Source organism: Pseudomonas sp. Bc-h (assembly GCF_002080045.1).
GTDB lineage: Bacteria > Pseudomonadota > Gammaproteobacteria > Pseudomonadales > Pseudomonadaceae > Aquipseudomonas.
Genome location: NZ_MUIN01000009.1, coordinates 65,838 through 82,655 on the forward strand (window position 1 = coordinate 65,838; position 16,818 = coordinate 82,655).

Annotated in this window: 16 protein-coding genes; 11 read left to right on the forward strand and 5 right to left on the reverse strand. The window is 62.0% G+C overall.

Translation table 11 applies throughout. From position 1 onward, the window contains the following. Window positions 1–48: 48 nt before the first annotated feature. A complete protein-coding gene (locus BWR59_RS16735) occupies window positions 49–972 on the forward strand; it encodes a LysR family transcriptional regulator (protein WP_081566759.1) in 924 nt (307 codons plus the stop codon). Here the strand turns inward: BWR59_RS16735 and ugpC are convergent, their stop codons facing one another. Next, window positions 973–2,166: a sn-glycerol-3-phosphate ABC transporter ATP-binding protein UgpC gene (gene ugpC / locus BWR59_RS16740; protein WP_081566760.1), complete on the reverse strand. Its 1,194-nt coding sequence runs from the start codon at window positions 2,164–2,166 to the stop codon at window positions 973–975. It lies immediately after the preceding gene. Window positions 2,167–2,316: 150 nt separating this feature from the next. On the opposite strand from ugpC, the gene BWR59_RS16745 reads away from it, so the two are divergent. The 6 genes from BWR59_RS16745 to BWR59_RS16770 all read left to right on the forward strand — a co-directional run bounded on the left by BWR59_RS16745 (window position 2,317) and on the right by BWR59_RS16770 (window position 8,585). After that, window positions 2,317–3,348 carry an alcohol dehydrogenase catalytic domain-containing protein gene (locus BWR59_RS16745; protein ID WP_081566761.1) on the forward strand — a complete coding sequence of 344 codons (1,032 nt, stop codon included), beginning with the start codon at window positions 2,317–2,319 and terminating at the stop codon, window positions 3,346–3,348. 74 nt (window positions 3,349–3,422) lie between these two features. Further along, on the forward strand, window positions 3,423–4,769 hold the full coding sequence (locus BWR59_RS16750) for a sugar ABC transporter substrate-binding protein (protein ID WP_081566762.1): 1,347 nt from the start codon (window positions 3,423–3,425) through the stop codon (window positions 4,767–4,769). Between the two features lie 276 nt (window positions 4,770–5,045). Continuing rightward, window positions 5,046–5,951 (forward strand): sugar ABC transporter permease, encoded by a 906-nt coding sequence (locus BWR59_RS16755; protein ID WP_081566763.1) that lies wholly within the window; start codon window positions 5,046–5,048, stop codon window positions 5,949–5,951. A gap of 1 nt (window position 5,952) precedes the next feature. Beyond that, a complete protein-coding gene (locus BWR59_RS16760) occupies window positions 5,953–6,828 on the forward strand; it encodes a carbohydrate ABC transporter permease (protein ID WP_218191226.1) in 876 nt (291 codons plus the stop codon). Window positions 6,829–6,864: 36 nt separating this feature from the next. Then, window positions 6,865–7,842, forward strand: coding sequence for a sugar-binding transcriptional regulator (locus BWR59_RS16765; RefSeq protein ID WP_081566764.1), 978 nt, complete (start codon window positions 6,865–6,867; stop codon window positions 7,840–7,842). Between the two features lie 23 nt (window positions 7,843–7,865). After that, window positions 7,866–8,585, forward strand: a complete 720-nt coding sequence (locus BWR59_RS16770) for an SDR family oxidoreductase (protein ID WP_081566765.1) — start codon at window positions 7,866–7,868, stop codon at window positions 8,583–8,585. Here BWR59_RS16770 and BWR59_RS16775 read toward each other — a convergent pair. Then, window positions 8,572–10,092 carry an FGGY family carbohydrate kinase gene (locus tag BWR59_RS16775; RefSeq protein ID WP_081566766.1) on the reverse strand — a complete coding sequence of 507 codons (1,521 nt, stop codon included), beginning with the start codon at window positions 10,090–10,092 and terminating at the stop codon, window positions 8,572–8,574. The two genes, BWR59_RS16770 and BWR59_RS16775, sit on opposite strands and share 14 nt — an antisense overlap. A 391-nt stretch (window positions 10,093–10,483) precedes the next feature. Between BWR59_RS16775 and BWR59_RS16780 the strand changes: the two genes are divergently transcribed. The 3 genes from BWR59_RS16780 to BWR59_RS16790 all read left to right on the forward strand — a co-directional run bounded on the left by BWR59_RS16780 (window position 10,484) and on the right by BWR59_RS16790 (window position 12,596). After that, window positions 10,484–10,900 (forward strand): PaaI family thioesterase, encoded by a 417-nt coding sequence (locus BWR59_RS16780; protein ID WP_081566767.1) that lies wholly within the window; start codon window positions 10,484–10,486, stop codon window positions 10,898–10,900. 119 nt (window positions 10,901–11,019) lie between these two features. Continuing rightward, entirely contained in the window at window positions 11,020–11,538 is a 519-nt protein-coding gene (sodC, locus tag BWR59_RS16785) for a superoxide dismutase family protein (protein WP_081566768.1), read from the forward strand. 149 nt (window positions 11,539–11,687) lie between these two features. Beyond that, the gene (locus BWR59_RS16790; protein WP_081566769.1) at window positions 11,688–12,596 is read left to right on the forward strand and encodes a pyridoxal-phosphate dependent enzyme; all 909 of its coding nucleotides are present in this window, start codon (window positions 11,688–11,690) and stop codon (window positions 12,594–12,596) included. Between the two features lie 218 nt (window positions 12,597–12,814). Here the strand turns inward: BWR59_RS16790 and BWR59_RS16795 are convergent, their stop codons facing one another. The 3 genes from BWR59_RS16795 to BWR59_RS16805 all read right to left on the reverse strand — a co-directional run bounded on the left by BWR59_RS16795 (window position 12,815) and on the right by BWR59_RS16805 (window position 15,068). Then, entirely contained in the window at window positions 12,815–13,534 is a 720-nt protein-coding gene (locus BWR59_RS16795; protein WP_230982032.1) for a dienelactone hydrolase family protein, read from the reverse strand. 132 nt (window positions 13,535–13,666) lie between these two features. Continuing rightward, window positions 13,667–14,455: an SDR family oxidoreductase gene (locus tag BWR59_RS16800; protein ID WP_081566771.1), complete on the reverse strand. Its 789-nt coding sequence runs from the start codon at window positions 14,453–14,455 to the stop codon at window positions 13,667–13,669. Window positions 14,456–14,528: 73 nt separating this feature from the next. Next, the gene (locus BWR59_RS16805; RefSeq protein ID WP_081566772.1) at window positions 14,529–15,068 is read right to left on the reverse strand and encodes a sterol desaturase family protein; all 540 of its coding nucleotides are present in this window, start codon (window positions 15,066–15,068) and stop codon (window positions 14,529–14,531) included. Window positions 15,069–15,317: 249 nt separating this feature from the next. On the opposite strand from BWR59_RS16805, the gene ppnN reads away from it, so the two are divergent. Next, complete coding sequence (ppnN, locus tag BWR59_RS16810; RefSeq protein ID WP_081566773.1) at window positions 15,318–16,691, forward strand: nucleotide 5'-monophosphate nucleosidase PpnN; 1,374 nt, start codon at window positions 15,318–15,320, stop codon at window positions 16,689–16,691. The last annotated feature ends 127 nt before the right edge of the window (window positions 16,692–16,818 follow it).

Genomic DNA, 16,818 nt, shown 5'->3' on the forward strand with positions numbered 1-16,818 from the left:
CGCAGTGAGTGACTCCAAATCACTACATCCATAACTTTGGGTTACGAAATGAATCAGTCCCTGGATCTGCAGTTTTTCTACCTCTTGGCCAAGCAAGGCAGCCTCGCCTCGACCGCCCGAGAGCTGGGCGTGACACCCCCTGCGGTCAGCAAGCGCCTGAGCGCGCTGGAGGCTCGGCTGGGTATTCGTCTGGTCAATCGCACCACCCGCTCGATGAGCCTGACCGCCGAGGGCGAGCTGTATATTTCCCACGCTGCGCGCATCCTCACTCAGATCGAGGAAGTCGAGCAGTTGGTCAGCAGCAGCCGCGCGACGCCCAAGGGACTGATTCGGGTCAATGCGTCGCTGGGGTTCGGCCGGCGTTACATCGGCCCGGCACTGGCGGCGTTTTTCGCGCGTTATCCGGAGGTGGAAATCCAGCTGGAGATCAGCGATCACCCACTGGACCTGACCGCCCATGGTTTCGATCTGGGCATCCGATTCGGCACCCTGCCTGACGCTGCGTTTCATGCGCGCAAGATTGCCTCCAACCGCCGGCTGTTATGCGCCTCGCCGCTGTATCTGGAAAAACACGGCGTACCCACGCGGTTGACCGATCTGCAGAACCACAACTGCATCTTCCTGCGCCAGAACGAAACGCCTTACGGGGTGTGGAGTTTCACCCACGGCGGCAAGACCCAGAACATCAAGGTGCGCGGGGCGCTGGGCTGCAACGACGGTGAAGTGGCCCTGAACTGGGCGCTGGAGGGGTTCGGGATTCTGCTGCGTGCCGAATGGGACATCGCCCGCTACGTACGCAGCGGCCGACTGCGACTGGTGCTGGAAGACCAGACGCCGACCCGGGCCGACGTCTACGCGGTGTACCCGCAGCAACTGCACCTGTCCGCGCGGGTGCGCAGCCTGATCGACTTTCTGGTGGAGCGCTTCAAGCACATCGACAGTCTGGGCGAAGCGGCTTCGGAGATGGAGTGATCACTCTGTAGCAGCACGGCTTGCCGGCGGTGGCGATTCCAAGGGCGCCACCGTCGCTGAACCGGGTGATTGCGCGGCCTCTTCAGCGGCCCGGTCGGTGTAGTGCACGCGATGGGGTAGCGCTTGCCCTTGCGCATTGAAAAGGTGACAACGCCCTCCGGACACACCGATCAGCAATTGCTGGCCGGCTTTCACCTGGGACATGCCATCGCCCTTGATCATCAAGTCGGCGCCATCGGCGGTTTCGGCGTGGGTAAAGGTTTCTCCGCCCAGATGCTCGACCACCAGCGCTTTGGCCGGAATCTGCGCTTCGCCCTGACCCAGCTCGGACAGGTGCTCCGGCCGCAGCCCCAACGTCAGGGCATCCCCGGCCTTGACCCCATCGCCATTGACCGGCACCCGCAAACGCCCGCCACCGGGCAGGATCACCTCGACCCCCTCTGTGCTGACGGAAGCCGCCGAGACTTGCAAAAAGCTCATCTGCGGCGAGCCGATGAAGCCTGCCACAAAGCGATTTCGCGGGTGGTGATAGAGCTCCAGTGGCGAGCCGACCTGTTCGATGCAGCCCTTGTTGAGCACCACGATCTTGTCGGCCAGGGTCATCGCTTCGACCTGGTCGTGGGTCACGTAAACCATGGTGGCCTGAAGATCGGCGTGCAGCTTGGCGATCTCGATGCGCATCTGCACCCGCAGCGAGGCATCGAGGTTGGACAGCGGTTCGTCGAACAGAAAGATTTCCGGCTCATGGACGATGGCCCGGCCAATGGCGACCCGTTGTCGCTGCCCGCCGGACAGCGCCTTGGGTTTGCGATCCAGCAGAGGCTCGAGCTGCAGAATGCGCGCTGCGTTTTGCACCTTGGCCTGGATCTGCTCCTTGGGGAGTTTCTGCATCTTCAGGCCGAAAGCGATGTTGTCGTAGACCGACATGTGCGGGTACAGCGCGTAGGACTGAAAGACCATGGCCACGCCACGGTCGGCGGGTTCCAGATATGTCACGTCTCGGGCGCCGATGCGGATCTGGCCCTGAGTGATGCTTTCAAGACCTGCGATACAGCGCAGCAGGGTCGACTTGCCGCAGCCGGAAGGCCCGACGAAAACCACGAACTCGCGGCTTTCGATACTCAGGTGGATGTCATGCAACACCTTGATGTCGCCATAGGCTTTCTCGACGCCACTCAAATTGAGCTCAGTCAAAATCGTGTCCCCTGAAATTATTGTTGTCTGGGTCCGGCAGCGACGCAGAGGTCACTTGAGCCAAGCATGAAGCTTCACACTTGACAGCCAAATAATTCGTCCTACGATCATTTGTAATTCTAAAAATACAAATGTCAAGGAGCGCACCGAATGCGGGCTGCATACATCCATGGCATCCGGGACATCCGCATCGGCGAAAAGCCGCTGCCTGTGCCGGTTGGCGACGAAGTGTTGCTGCGGGTCAGCGCTGTCGGGGTCTGCGGCAGCGATCTGCATTACTACAAGGAAGGCGCCATCGGTCATGCGCGCATCACTCAGCCGTTCATCGCCGGGCATGAGTTCGCCGCCCGCGTGGTCGAGGATCAGCCGCAACTCGGGCTCAAGGCCGGGCAACTGGTGGCGGTCGACCCGGCCAAGCCCTGCGGCGAATGCGAATGGTGTCATCGCGGCCACGTGAACCTCTGCCCCCATGTGCAGTTTCTCGGCTCACCGCCTCACACCCATGGCGCGATGACCGAATACATTGTGGTCGCACCCAGCCAGATCTACCCGGTTCCCGACCACTTCACCCCCGTGCAGGCGGTCATGCTCGAACCCTTGGGCGTGGCGATCCACGCAATGGATCTGGCGGGCACCAAAAAGCTCTTTGAAACGGTGGCGATCATTGGCTGCGGCCCCATCGGGCTGTGCCTGCTGCAACTGGCGCGGATGATGTGCAAGAAAGCCATCTATTGCATCGACCCGATCAACTATCGCACCGAAAAGGCCCGCCAGCTGGGCGCCGATGAGGTGGCCGCCGACCACGCTGCCATCGCCGAATGGACCGATGGCCGTGGCGTCGATCTGGTGCTGGAAGCCACCAACTCCCCCGAGGGTTTTCAGATCGCCGCGCAGTCCGCGCGCATCGGTGGGCGCGTGGTGCTGGTGGGCATTCCCGATGGCGACCAATACGCCCCGTTGAGCGCGTCGATGCTGCGCCGCAAGGGCCTGGACATCCGCATGTCGCGGCGCATGGGCCACGTCTACGACCGCGCGATTCAACTGGTCGCTCAAGGCTCGGTGGATGTGGATTGCCTGGTCACCCACCGCTTCGATCTGCAACAGGCCACCGAGGCGTTCAGCTATCCCTCGGAGTTTCTCGACGGCGCGCTGAAGACCATCGTTCTGCCCAATCCTGATTAACCAAATGGCAACTCCCGACGCGCGTGAGCGCTGACACCGCGTAATCCTCACCACAATAATAAAGAGGTCACGTAATGAAGAAGCTGGTATGGAATGCCCTCGCCCTGTCCGTCGCGCTGGGTTCTGTCCTCGGGTCCGGCGCCGCGCAGGCCTGGACACTCGAAGAAGCCTCCGCCCCGTATAAAGGCACCGAGATCAAGGCGATTTTCCTCGACCGCCCAGGCTATGCCGCTGCGATCAAGCTGCTGCCGCAATTCGAGAAAAAGACCGGGATCAAGGTCAGTTACGAAACCATCCCCTACGAAAACAGCCGCGAGCGTCAGGTGTTGAATTTCACCTCCGGCGAGCAACTCGACGTGGTGCTGACTGACGTGGTGTGGATCGGTGAGTTCGCCGGCAACGGCTGGCTGGAGCCGATCAAGACCTTCACCGATGACACCAGGCTGGCTGACCCGGAGCTCAAGCTGGACGGGTTCTTCCCGATTCTGCTGGAGTCTTTCGGCAGTTGGGACAACAAGACGTACGGCCTGCCGTTCGATAACTACTCAGGCCTGCTGTTCTACAACAAGTGCATGCTCAAGGACGCCGGCTTCGACAAGCCGCCAGCGACCTGGGATGAACTGCTCAAGGTCTATGCGCCCAAGCTCACCGACAAGTCCAAGGACCGCTATGCCTATGCCCTGCAATCGCGGCGCGGCGAGACCCAGTCGGCTGACAGCTTCATGCGTTTCCTCTGGCCGTTCGGTGGCTCGCTGCTGGATGCCAACTTCAAATCCAACCTGAACTCCAAGGCCTCTCAGGAGGGCCTGCAATTTCGTCAGGACCTGATGAAGTTCATGCCGCCGGGCATCGTCGACTATGACCACAACGAGGCGGTCAACGCGCTGGCTCAGGGCAAAGTAGCGATGATCACCGAGTGGTCGGCGTTCTACAGCACCCTGGCCGACCCTGCAAAATCGAAGATCACCGATTGCCTGGCCGTGGCCACCGAACCCAAGGGGCCTGCGGGGCTGAAGCCTGCGCTGGGCGGCTTCTCGCTGGGCGTGAACGCGCATTCCGACGACAAACAGAAAGCGGCGGCGTGGCTGTTCATTCAATGGGTCACCTCCGAAGCGATGGCCAAGCCATATCTGGAAGCCGGTGGCGTCAGTGGCCGGATGTCGGTGTACAAGGACCCGGACGTTCAGAAGAAATACCCGTTCGTGCAACCGATGGTGACTTCGTGGGAAGGCGGCGTACCTGACTATCGCCCACGCTTCCCTCAATGGCCGGAAATCTCCGAAGTGGTCGGTGAAAACGGCACCGCGATCATGCTCGGCAAGAGCAGCGTGGCCGACGGCGCCAAAGCCATTGGCACCAGGATGGAGGAGATCTTGAAGAAAGCGGGCTACTACGACGGCAAGGTCAAATTGCTGAAATAGACGTGCGCCGCTGGCTGGCGATGCGGTGTGTCAGTTGCCTGTTTGTTGGCTGACACACCGTCATCGCTGCCGTCGTGGCCTCCGGCGTCTCCCACAGCATTTGGATATGGCTTGCGATGTCTACTGACTGAAGACCGCACGGTACGGCTGCCTCAATCTGGAGATAACCGCAGAGTTCGTGTCAGGCACAGGACCTGTGGGAGACGCCGGAGGCCACGACGGCAGCGAAGCGGTAGATCAGCCAACAAAGATGTCTTCGACGTGAGAACAACCAATATGTCCAACAACAAAAAAGCGGTGTTCCCGACCTTGTGGAACAACACCCGGGCAGCGTTTTCCTTCCTTGCGCCAGCCACCGTTGCGCTGGCGTTGATCGGGATCTTTCCAACCGTGTTCGCGCTGGTCAATTCGTTCCGCCAGTACAACCTGGCGCGACCCAAGGACGGCACGCCCTTCATCGGTTTCGACAACTACCTCAACGTCCTCTATGACGCCTCGTTCTGGGCGGCGCTGGGGCGTACGGGCCTGTTTCTGATCACCGTGGTGCCGATACAGCTGGCCCTCGGGTTGATCATCGCCCTGATGCTGCACAAGCCCGGCCTGTCGGGCTTCAAGCTGTTGGCGAGAATGAGCCTGGTCATTCCGCTGGCCACCGCACCCGCTGTTGCCGGCCTGATCGGACGGCTGATTTTCAACCGTGACTTCGGCGTCGCCAACGCCCTGCTGGCGATGCTCAACGCAGGCCCGGTGGAATGGCTGGGCGACACCACCAACGCGTTCATTGCCGTGGCGCTGATGGACATCTGGCAATGGACACCCTTCTGCGCCCTGGTGCTGCTGGCCGGGCTGACCATGGTACCCAACGAGATCGAAGAGGCGGCGCGCCTGGAAACCCGCAGCCGCTGGCAGATCGTGCGTTACGTGCAACTGCCCTTTCTGCTGCCCAGCGCCACGGTGATTCTGATTCTGCGCACCGCCGACATCCTCAAGATGTTCGACACCGTATTCACCATGACCCGGGGCGGCCCGGGCGCCGCGACCGAACTGGTCAGCGTCTACATCCAGCGCATCGGCTTTCGGGTGTTCGATCAGGGGGTGGCGTCGGCGCAGGCGATTCTGCTGCTGATCCTGACCATCGTACTCGCACGTCTGTACATCAAATTCGTCTACCGGGAGATCTGACATGGCCACCGTTCCTGCTGCAAAAGTCCCGGTCGTGTCCCACACCCCGGCCCATGTGCGCCCGCGCATGAAGGTCAACGCCTGGCACCTGGTGGGGCTGCTGGCAATCTTCCTGTTCGCTGTTTTCCCCTTCTACTGGATGGTCGCCACCAGCCTCAAGACCCAGGCCGAAGCACTGGCTTCGCCGCCGATCTGGGCCTTTACCCCGCATCTGGATAACTACGTCAAAGTGCTGTTCGAGCGAGATGTATTGCACAGCCTCGGCAACTCGCTGATCGTTGCCGGGTGCACGACATTGCTCGCCGTGGGCCTAGGAACCCCTGCGGCCTATGCGCTGGCGCGTTTCGAGTTCAAGGGCAAGGAAGACTTGTGGTTCTGGTTCATCACCAATCGCATGCTCAGCCCCATCGTCGTCGCGCTGCCGATCTTTCTCATGGCGCGCAATCTGGGCCTGGTCGACACCCATCTGGTGCTGATCCTGGTGTACCTGACCTTCAACCTGCCGATCGTGGTGTGGATCTGCACCGACCAGTTCCGCGGCGTGCCCAAGGATCTGGACGAAGCCGCGCGCCTGTCAGGTGCCTCGCGCTTCACCATTTTCTGGCGCATCGCCCTGCCACTGGCGATGCCGGGGGTCGCGGTGTCGGCGATTTTCTCGTTCATCTTTTCCTGGAACGAGCTGCTCTACGCGCTCGTGCTGACCCGCAACGTCGCTCGCACGGCACCGGTGACCGCCACCAGTTTCATGAGCGGCTACGACCTGCCCTGGGGCGAGATCATGGCCACCGGCACCCTGATCGTGTTCCCGGTGATCATTTTCGCGTTGATGGTTTCCAAGCATCTGGTACAAGGTCTGACCATGGGCGCCGTGAAATAGGCGCTCTGCTCTCAAGGCTTTACCAAGGACACTGCCGTGCAGAATCGCTATTCGGAACTGACCACCGACACCGAACCGGTGAACGCGGAAGACCAGTTGAACATCCGTATCGCCTGGTATTACTACGTCAACAACATGACCCAGCAGCAGATCGCCGACCGCCTTGGCATTACCCGAGTGCGGGTCAACAAGGCGCTGGCGACCTGTCGCGAAACCGGCGTGGTACAGATCCGCATCAATTCACCGCTCGCCTCCTGCGTTGAGCTGGAAGAGCGGATTCAGGAGCGCTTCGGCCTGGAACGCGTCACCGTGGTGCCCTCCCCGGATGACCCGGCGAGCATCTTTCGCGTACTGGGCGTGGGCGTTGCGCCAAGGATCGAAGAGCATCTGGCGGACGGCTGCATCATTGCCGTGGGCTGGGGGCGTACGCTGCGCCAGGCGGTGCGCGAACTGCAGGGCCGCGCGCTGCCGAACATGACCGTTCTGTCGCTGCTGGGCGGCCTGCATTACGGCTCGGCCAACAACACGGTGGAAATCGCCTCAAGCCTGGCGGGTCTGTTCGGCGGCTCCTACTACTACCTCGCAGCCCCGGTGTTTGCGCCGTCCGAGCAGTACCGCGACATGATTCTCGAAGAGGCGTCAGTGCAGGATGTGCTGGGCAAGGCGCGACAGGCCGATCTTGCCTTGCTCACCGTCGGCGACCTGAGCGAACGTTCGTTGATGCTGGAACTGGGCTTGGTCAACTCCGAGGATGCGCGCTCCCTGCGCACGGCCGGTGCGGTGGGTGATCTGCTCGGGCGCTGGCTGGATCGCGACGGCATCGAGGTCAATCATCCACTCAACCGGCGGGCGATTTCGCTGGATCTGGAAGACCTGCGCAAGGTCAAGAAAGTGGTGCTGGTGTCCGGCGGCCCCTACAAGGCGGAAATCATTCGTGCGGTGCTGCTGCGCAATGTCGTGCATGAACTGGTGATCGACGAAAGCGCCGCGCAGCAATTGCTCGAACAAGACTGAACAGCCCATTCTGGAGAGCGGCCATGGCCACCCACGACTTCATCGGCAAACGCATTCTGGTCACCGGCGCCGGCAAGGGGATCGGCCGTGAAACCGTGCAATGGCTGGCCCGCTGTGGCGCCGAAGTCATCGCCCTGGGGCGCAACGCCGCCGATCTTTCCTATTGCCAACAAACCCTGGTGGTGGACCTGGCCGATGTCGCAGCCACTCAGGCGGCAGTTGCGTCGATGCTGCCCATCGACCTGCTGGTCAATTGCGCGGGCGTGGTGGAGCTGGAGTCGTTTCTCGACACCTCGGCAGAGACCTTCGATCACTTGATGGCGGTCAATACGCGTGCGCCGATGGTCGTGGCGCAGGTGGTCGCCCGGGACTTGATCGCCCGTGGCGTGCCGGGAGCCATCGTCAACGTCTCAAGCCTTGCCGCTGCCGTCGGGACCCGCGACCACTTGGCATATTGCGCGTCGAAAGCAGCACTGGATGCGATGACCCGGGTCATGGCCGTGGAGCTGGGGCCTCATGGGATTCGGGTCAACAGCGTCAACCCGGTGGTGACGCTGACGCCCATGGCCGACAAAGCCTGGAGCGACCCGGTGAAGGCGGCTTCGATGCTGTCGCGGATTCCGCTTGGGCGGTTCGTCCAGCCCAGTGAAATCGCCTCGACCATTGCGTTTCTGCTCAGCGATGACGCCGGGATGATCAATGGCGTGACCTTGACCGTGGACGGCGGTTTCAGCGCCGGTTGAGGTTTGCCAGACGCGGATACAGGTCGCGCAGGCGCGGATAGAGTTCACTGTAGAGGGCCAGCAGCTCCCTATGAAACTCGCGCAGTACCGGGTTCGGCAGGAAGGTTTCGCCGTCCTGCGTCATCACCTGCGCAGCGCTGGCGAAATCCTCGTACCAACCTGCTCCGACCGCAGCTGCGATGCCTGCGCCCAGACTCGACGCTTCTTGAGTGGCCGCCCTGATCACCGGGCGGTCCGTGATGTCGGCAATAATCTGGCACCACAAGCGGCTGGCCGCGCCACCACCGATGGCAACGAAGGTGTTGACCGCCTCCCCGGTGGCCTGAACCATGCGCTCGGTCGCCAGCGCCTGCTCCAGCGCGATGCCTTCCAGCACCGCCCGATAGATTTGTGCGCGGCCGTGATCCGGCGACAAACCCAGCAGACAACCCCGCGCATCCTGGTCCCAATAAGGGTTCATCACGCCGTTCCAGTACGGCAGCAGGATCAGCCCTGCGCTGCCGGGCGCGACCCGTGAGGCCTCGACTTCCAGACGCGACAGGGTCTCGGGTTGAGCGACCACATCGATGTCGAAGAATTGTCGCAGCAGGCTGTTGATCAGCAACGTGCCGGAGCGCAGTGAGGTCTCCAGCACATAGCCCCGGCGGTCGATGGCGCACATGGTGCGAAACGCTTCGTTGACTTGAGGCATGTCGGCGTAGACCCCGGACACAATCGCGGTCCCCAGATTCAGATACGCGGTGCCAGGGCTGACCACGCCAATGCCCAGACCGCCTGCCTGCCCGTCGCCACCTCCCGCCACCACCAGCGTGCCCGCTGGCAAGCCGGTCAGCGCTTCAGCGTCCTCGGTCACTGTGCCGAGAACCGTACCCGGTGCCGATGCTGCGGGGAAACAGTCAACGCTCAACGGGATCGGCAGCGCCTGGAGCACGTCCTGCGCCCATTCGTGGCGGTGGATATCGAACGCGCCGAAGGGATCGGCACTCGCCCAACTGGTGACGAACTGCCCTGTGAGTTTGCGCACCAGCCAGGCGTGTGGCTCGTAGACGTGACGGATCTGCTCGAACAGCAGCGGCTCGGCATCGGCCATCCACGCCAGGCTATAGATGGCCGGTGCCCAGTCATGGGGTTTGCCGGTGATCGCGTGCAGACGCTCGTGGCCGACTCGCTGGCAGAGCGCGGCGACTTCATCCTTGCGGCGCTCGTCGAGCCACAGAATCGCCGGGCGTAGCAGCTGGTCTTCGGCATCGGTAACGGCCACGGTCTCCCGCTGATTGACCACCGACACGGCGGCGATGACCTTGCCTTCGATCATTGGCAACAGCGTTTTCAATGCCTGTTGTGTCGCCCGCCACCAATCCTGCGGATCCTGCTCATAAGCATTCGGCGCCGGGCGAGAGAGGGCCAATGGCGCTCGCGCCTGCGCCACCAGCATGCCCCGCGCGTCCCAGGCGATGGCCTTGCAGGTGGTCGTGCTCAGATCGATACCGATTACCAGTTTCTGCATGCGCGCCCTGCTCCATCCCCGTCCGTGACAATCCCCGAGTCGAAGGGCAAGACTAGCTGAGGAATGACCGAGCTGTCGCGTCAGCAGCCCGCGGAGATAGCCCTCGCAGCAACCCGACTTGCCGATCCGCCAGCCCGAAGCGGATCCCTGTGGGAGGGAGCTTGCTCGCGAACGCTGGCTTACATCCGATAGATATCTGGCAGATGTACCCGAGTCTTCGCGAGCAAGCTCCCTCCCACAGGTCTTGTGGTCATACCCGAGCGATAGTTCATGTCGCTGGGAGTAAGAAGCGTCAAGTGCCGACGCTGCTCAGCCAGCCCCGCCAAATATCGTCGGATTGACAACCTCCCCCGGCTCACCGAGTCTTGTCGTCCGCACATTGCAGGAGCGCATGATGGCGAGCAAAGAAGAAATCGCGGCGTTCATCGCCCGGGAATTTCCGCAGACCCGGATCGTCGTCGAGGCAGTCGGCGATCAGAAGGCGACCATTTCTCAGGTGGTCAACGAGTCGGACCTGCGCCCCGGCGGCACGGTTTCCGGCCCCACGCTCATGGCGGTCGCCGACGTTGCGCTGTACGTCGCGGTGCTCGGCGTCATTGGCATCGTACCGTTGACCGTGACCACCAGCCTGACCATCAACTTCCTGCGCAAACCCGAAGCGGGTCGGCGCATCATCGGCGAGTGCCAGTTGATGAAAGTCGGCAAGACCCTGGCGATCGGCGAAGTGTCGCTGTATTCCGAAGGTTCGCCGGACGCCGTGGCCCATGTGGTCGGCACCTACGCCATTCCGCCGCAGCACCTGCGTTAAGCGTGCAATGCAGGCGAACCTAAACATTCGCGCACACTCAAATCCCACGCAGCACCCGAAAGCTGCGGGCCGTTCAGCTAACCTGAACGTCGAATCCTCACAACTTCGATGGAACGCTTATGAAACGTTATCTCTGGCTCGGTCTTCTCGGCACCCTTTCCCTCGGCGCCCAGGCGGCCTCTCTCGACGTCCCTGTCAATCTGGTCAGCGCTGACGGCGCGCCACAACCCATCGGCCAGGTCACCATCAGCGAAACCGCTTACGGTCTGCTGTTCACGCCAAAGTTGAGTTCCCTCCCGGCCGGCGTTCACGGCTTCCACGTGCATGAGAACGGCAGCTGCGACTCAGGCACCAAGGACGGTAAAAAGGTCGCGGCGCTGGCCGCCGGCGGCCACTTCGACCCGAAAAAAACCGGCAAACATCTGGGCCCGTACGGCGATGGTCACCTAGGTGACCTGCCGGCGATTTACGTGACCGCCGATGGCATGGCCACCTATCCGGTGCTCGCCCCTCGGTTGAAGAAAATCTCTGAGGTCAAAGGTCACGCGCTGATGATTCACGCAGGCGGCGACAACCACTCCGACATGCCGATGCCGTTGGGCGGTGGCGGCGACCGGATGGCCTGCGGCGTGATCTGATCCGCTTGATGAACATCGAAACCGGCCATACCCGCCTGGGCATGGCCGGTTTTTTTCGTTTCCGTGAGGCGCAATTTTTTACAAGCCAGCGGTTGCAGAGGCCGACTATGGTTCGACAGCCAAGATGAGCGTTGCCAAAGGAGCCTTAGATGCTGCACATCCGCACCCCACTGATTCTGCACCCCGGCCTGTCGACACCCGACAGGCGCATCTGGCTGAAGATGGAAAACCTGCAACCCAGTGGCTCATTCAAAATGCGCGGCATGGGTCGGCTCTGCACCTATGCCGCCGAACAAGGCATGAAGTCCGTGGTCTGCCCGTCCGGCGGCAATGCCGGTCTTGCCGCCGCCATGGCTGCGATCAGTCTGGGCCTGGAGGCGCTGATCATCGTGCCGGTCACGACACCCGAAGCCACTCGCCAGCGCATCGCCCGGACCGGCGCACAGGTGCGCGTTCACGGTCAGGTCTGGGATGAGTCCAATCAACTGGCCCTGAAACTGGCCGAAGACCCACAGACCCAATACGTGCCAGCGTTCGATCATCCGTTGTTGTGGGAGGGTCACAGCACGATGATCGACGAGATTCTCGAAGACTGCCCGCAGGTCGATACCCTCATCACCTCGGTGGGCGGTGGCGGTCTGCTGGCCGGGATTCTCACGGGGCTTGAGCGCCATCAACGGACCGATTGCCGAATCATCGCCTGCGAGACCGAAGGTGCAGCCTCGTTCGCCGCAGCCGTTGCAGCTGGGCATCCGGTGAAGCTGTCGCAGATCAAAACCATCGCCAGCTCACTGGCCGCCTCTCAGGTGGCGGCGTGGCCGGTGGAGCACATTCGCCGTTTTCCCCACGACTGCGTCGTACTCAGCGACGACGCCGCGATCAACGGCGTCGTGCGCTTTGCCGAAGACATGCGCCAGTTGGTCGAGCCCGCCTGCGGTGTATCGCTGGCCGTGGCCTATCAGCACAACCCGGTCATCGCCGAGGCTCGCGACGTAGTGATCGTGGTCTGTGGCGGGGTCAGCGTCAGTGCACAGACTGTCTCGAACTGGCAGGTCTGAGATTCAGGCCCTCTCATTCACCCAGAAGCTTATCGCCATGAAGACAGCGAGAGGCTCCGGATGACTTCATACCGTGGGGGCGAAACTTGCTTGCGAAGGTGCCGGTCAGACCCTGCAACAGTGACTGATGCACCGCTTTCGCGAGCAGGCTCCTTCCCACGGATTTTGTCAGTCGATACACCTGCATCGACCGACAGGTCGCCTGAGCGATCAACGCATCAACCCCAGAGCGTGCGCCCGAAGAAGGTCAAGGTGCGATCCCACGCCAGCTGCGCCCAGACCGGATCGTATTGAGTGCCCGAAATCCGCCCGTAACCCACCGCCTCTTCGTTGGTGAACGCGTGGTGCGCCAGGTAGCGGTGGAATTCGATGTCCACCCCGCCCTCGCTGAGCTTTTCTTCGAGCTTGTCGACGTTTTCTGCCGGGAAGAACTCATCCTGGGTTGCCCAGTGCGCCTGGACCGGCACCTTGATCGCCTTGGGATCGAGATACTCCAGCGGCGGCATGCCGTAGAACACCACCCCCGCCGACAGCTCGGGGATGAAGTTCAGCGCCAGCAGGGTCAGCGCCCCGCCCATGCAGAAACCGGTGACGCCCACGTTCTGCGTGTGGCCCTTGAGGTATTGCACCGCGCCGCGAATGTCTTGCGTGGCGGCGTCGGCGAAGTCGAGTTTGCTCATCAGGTGATGGGCTTCCTCTTCTTCGACGGTCTTCTCACCACGGTACAAATCAGGCACCAGGGCCAGGTAACCCGCTGCGGCGAGCCGGTCTGCGACGCCACGGATCTGGTCGTTGAGGCCCCACCACTCCTGAATCACCACGATGGCCGGGGCGCCTTCAGGCTTTGCCGGGCTGGCGAGATAGCCGCTGACGTCCTTGCCGTCCGGGCGTTTGTAGCTGATGGTTTTTCCAGCAGGCTGTTTGGATGGTTGAGTCACGTTGTTCTCCGGAGATGAAAGAAAGTGTCTGGATCGCGGCCTGCAGGTCATCAGGCCGCACGAACTCACAGTTCTACGTCACTTGCTCGACGCTTGAAAGGACCACAAGCGCCCACTGCATGAAACGTGCAATCAGAAGGTGCCGGGGTATCCGCCGCCGTCCAGTAACAGGTTCTGACCGGTCATGAAGCCTGCGTGTTCACTGCACAGAAACGCACAGAACGCGCCGAACTCATCGGCGGTGCCGAAACGCTGGGCAGGCACGGCCTTGCGTCGCTGATCGGCAAGGGCATCGACGCTGACGCCATTCTTGTCGGCGGCCAGGCTGATGTTCTTTTGCAGGCGCTCGGTGTCGAACGGCCCCGGCAGCAGGTTGTTGATAGTGACGTTCTTGCCCGCCAGTTGCGGCTGCCGGGCAAGGCCTGCAATAAACCCCGTCAGGCCACTGCGGGCGCCGTTGGACAGGCCCAGAGTGTCAATCGGCGCCTTTACCGCGCCTGAGGTGATGTTGATCACTCGGCCAAAGCCGCGCGCCGCCATGCTGTCGACACAGGCCTTGATCAGTTCGATGGGCGTCAGCATGTTGGCATCCAGCGCCTTGATCCAGTCGTCACGCTGCCAGTCGCGAAAGTCGCCAGGCGGCGGCCCGCCGGCGTTGTTCACCAGAATGTCGACCTGCGGACAGGCGGCGAGCACCTGCGCGCGAATGTCGGCCTGACTGATGTCGCCGGTGACGGTGCGCACCTCGATCCCCGGCGCCAGCGTGCGCAGTTCGCTGGCCGCGGCCTGCAAGGCTTCATCACCCCGGGCGTTGATCACCAGATTGACGCCCTCTTTGGCCAGCGCCTTTGCGCAGCCCAGCCCCAAGCCCTTGCTCGCCGCGCAGACAATCGCCCAGCGTCCCGACAATCCCAGATCCATGAAATGACTCCTGTTCATTCGAAGATGAAAACACAGGCGTCAAACTTAGCACCAAGTGAAGGGAGGAGCGCGATCAGCCGTTCTGCAGATCAGAAGTAATCGAAGGGTTGCACAAGTCAGCGCGAGACTGTTGACGGGACGCAGCTCGTTCGGCGTCACGCATGTCGCGCAGCTGTTTTTTCAGAATAGGCACCGAAGGCGCATAGAGAAAACCGAACGACACGCTGTTGCGTCGGCCTTTCACCGCGTGGTGCATCAGGTGGGCATGATAGAGGCGCTTGAGGTAGCGATTGCGCGGTTTGGGGCGAACCGGCCAATGCCGATGAACCACGCCGTCGTGAACCAGGATGTAGATCAGCCCGAAGGCCGCAACCCCCGCGCCCACCCACTGCAACGGGTCGTGGCCGCTGTTGCCGAGCACGATCAAGCCGACCGCGACCAGGCCCAGCGCCAGCAGGTAGATGTCGTTGGTTTCGAACGCGCCCAGGTGTTCTTCATGATGTGAGCGGTGCAGGAACCAGCCCCAGCCGTGCATGACGTACTTGTGCGCGAGAAAGCCGACGCCCTCCATGGCGATCAGGGTGCCGAGGAAAATCGCGAAGTTGAGGATCATGAGATTGAAAACATCGTGTCAAGGTTGCCGCAGGCGTCTGAACGTCGAGGTGCAGCATACCGGGACGGACCGGAAAATCCAAAGCCACAGGCCCAATGGCGATGCTGTGCCAAAGATTTCACTCACAACGTTTGCTTTCCTGACCGAGCGATGTAAAAAATGGCCCCATGGGTGGGCGTGTATGGCGCTCACTGTACTAATGCCGGCAGCCGACGACGGTGGGCAGGCATCGCTTTCAAGGAATTCAGAATGGCTCCAAGACACGTAATCAACGCTTCGGTCAGTCCAAAAGGTAGCCTGGAGACTCTGTCGCAACGTGAAGTACAACAGCTCAGTGCCGCAGGCTCGGGCAGCACCTACAACCTCTTTCGCCAGTGCGCCCTGGCCATCCTCAATACCGGCGCCCATGTCGACAACGCCAAGACCATCCTCGAAGCCTACAAGGACTTCGAGGTGCGCATTCACCAACAGGATCGCGGGGTGCGCCTGGAGCTGCTGAACGCGCCGGCGGACGCCTTCGTCGACGGCGAAATGATCGCCAGCACCCGGGAAATGCTGTTCAGCGCCCTGCGCGACATCGTCTACACCGAGAGCGAACTGGACAGCCAGCGCATCGACCTGAGCACGTCTCAAGGGATCACTGACTACGTCTTCCATCTGTTACGCAACGCCCGCACCCTGCGCCCTGGCGTCGAACCCAAGATGGTAGTGTGCTGGGGTGGCCACTCGATCAACACCGAAGAATACAAATACACCAAGAAAGTCGGCCACGAACTGGGCCTGCGCAAACTGGACATCTGCACCGGCTGCGGCCCGGGCGTGATGAAAGGCCCGATGAAAGGCGCGACCATCGCCCATGCCAAACAGCGCATCAACGGCGGTCGCTATCTGGGCCTGACCGAGCCTGGCATCATCGCCGCCGAAGCGCCGAACCCGATCGTCAACGAGCTGGTGATCCTGCCGGACATCGAAAAACGTCTGGAAGCGTTCGTCCGCGTTGGCCACGGCATCATCATCTTCCCCGGCGGCGCCGGCACCGCTGAAGAATTCCTGTACCTGCTGGGCATCCTCATGCACCCGGACAACCAGGGCCTGCCGTTCCCGGTGATCCTGACCGGGCCGAAAAACACCGCGCCGTACCTGGAGCAACTGCACGCTTTCGTCAGCGCCACGCTGGGCGAAGCAGCGCACAAGCACTACAAGATCATCATCGATGATCCGGCCGAAGTGGCGCGCCAGATGACCGAAGGCTTGAAAGAAGTGCGTCTGTTCCGTCGCGAGCGCGCCGACGCGTTCCACTTCAACTGGCTGCTGAAGATCGAAGAGAGCTTCCAGCGCCCGTTCGATCCGACCCACGCCAACATGGCCAGCCTGCAACTGAGCCGCAGCCTGCCGCCCCACGAACTGGCGGCCAACCTGCGCCGCGCGTTCTCCGGCATCGTTGCCGGCAACGTCAAGGACAAGGGCATCCGCTTGATCGAAGAGCACGGCCCGTACGAGATTCATGGCGATGCCGAGGTCATGAAGCCGCTGGACAAGCTGCTGCAGTCGTTCGTCGAGCAGCACCGGATGAAACTGCCGGGCGGCGCGGCGTATGTGCCGTGCTATCGCGTGGTTTCCTGATCAATCGGCAACCCGTGCCACGCCCCCCTGTAGCAGTCCGGTTTACCGGCGGTTGCGACTTGGACGACGCCACCGCCAGCAAGCCGGACGGCTACAAAGGCATCCTGCAACGCCCCGATTCGTTTCC

What these genes read in the sequence shown, in the direction of transcription:
- BWR59_RS16735 (WP_081566759.1), top strand. Translation starts at nt 49, where the DNA reads ATGAATCAGTCCCTGGATCTGCAGTTTTTCTACCTCTTGGCCAAGCAA.
- BWR59_RS16745 (WP_081566761.1), top strand. Translation starts at nt 2,317, where the DNA reads ATGCGGGCTGCATACATCCATGGCATCCGGGACATCCGCATCGGCGAA.
- BWR59_RS16750 (WP_081566762.1), top strand. Translation starts at nt 3,423, where the DNA reads ATGAAGAAGCTGGTATGGAATGCCCTCGCCCTGTCCGTCGCGCTGGGT.
- BWR59_RS16755 (WP_081566763.1), top strand. Translation starts at nt 5,046, where the DNA reads ATGTCCAACAACAAAAAAGCGGTGTTCCCGACCTTGTGGAACAACACC.
- BWR59_RS16760 (WP_218191226.1), top strand. Translation starts at nt 5,953, where the DNA reads ATGGCCACCGTTCCTGCTGCAAAAGTCCCGGTCGTGTCCCACACCCCG.
- BWR59_RS16770 (WP_081566765.1), top strand. Translation starts at nt 7,866, where the DNA reads ATGGCCACCCACGACTTCATCGGCAAACGCATTCTGGTCACCGGCGCC.
- BWR59_RS16775 (WP_081566766.1), bottom strand. Translation starts at nt 10,092, where the DNA reads ATGCAGAAACTGGTAATCGGTATCGATCTGAGCACGACCACCTGCAAG.
- BWR59_RS16780 (WP_081566767.1), top strand. Translation starts at nt 10,484, where the DNA reads ATGATGGCGAGCAAAGAAGAAATCGCGGCGTTCATCGCCCGGGAATTT.
- sodC (WP_081566768.1), top strand. Translation starts at nt 11,020, where the DNA reads ATGAAACGTTATCTCTGGCTCGGTCTTCTCGGCACCCTTTCCCTCGGC.
- BWR59_RS16790 (WP_081566769.1), top strand. Translation starts at nt 11,688, where the DNA reads ATGCTGCACATCCGCACCCCACTGATTCTGCACCCCGGCCTGTCGACA.
- BWR59_RS16800 (WP_081566771.1), bottom strand. Translation starts at nt 14,455, where the DNA reads ATGGATCTGGGATTGTCGGGACGCTGGGCGATTGTCTGCGCGGCGAGC.
- BWR59_RS16805 (WP_081566772.1), bottom strand. Translation starts at nt 15,068, where the DNA reads ATGATCCTCAACTTCGCGATTTTCCTCGGCACCCTGATCGCCATGGAG.
- ppnN (WP_081566773.1), top strand. Translation starts at nt 15,318, where the DNA reads ATGGCTCCAAGACACGTAATCAACGCTTCGGTCAGTCCAAAAGGTAGC.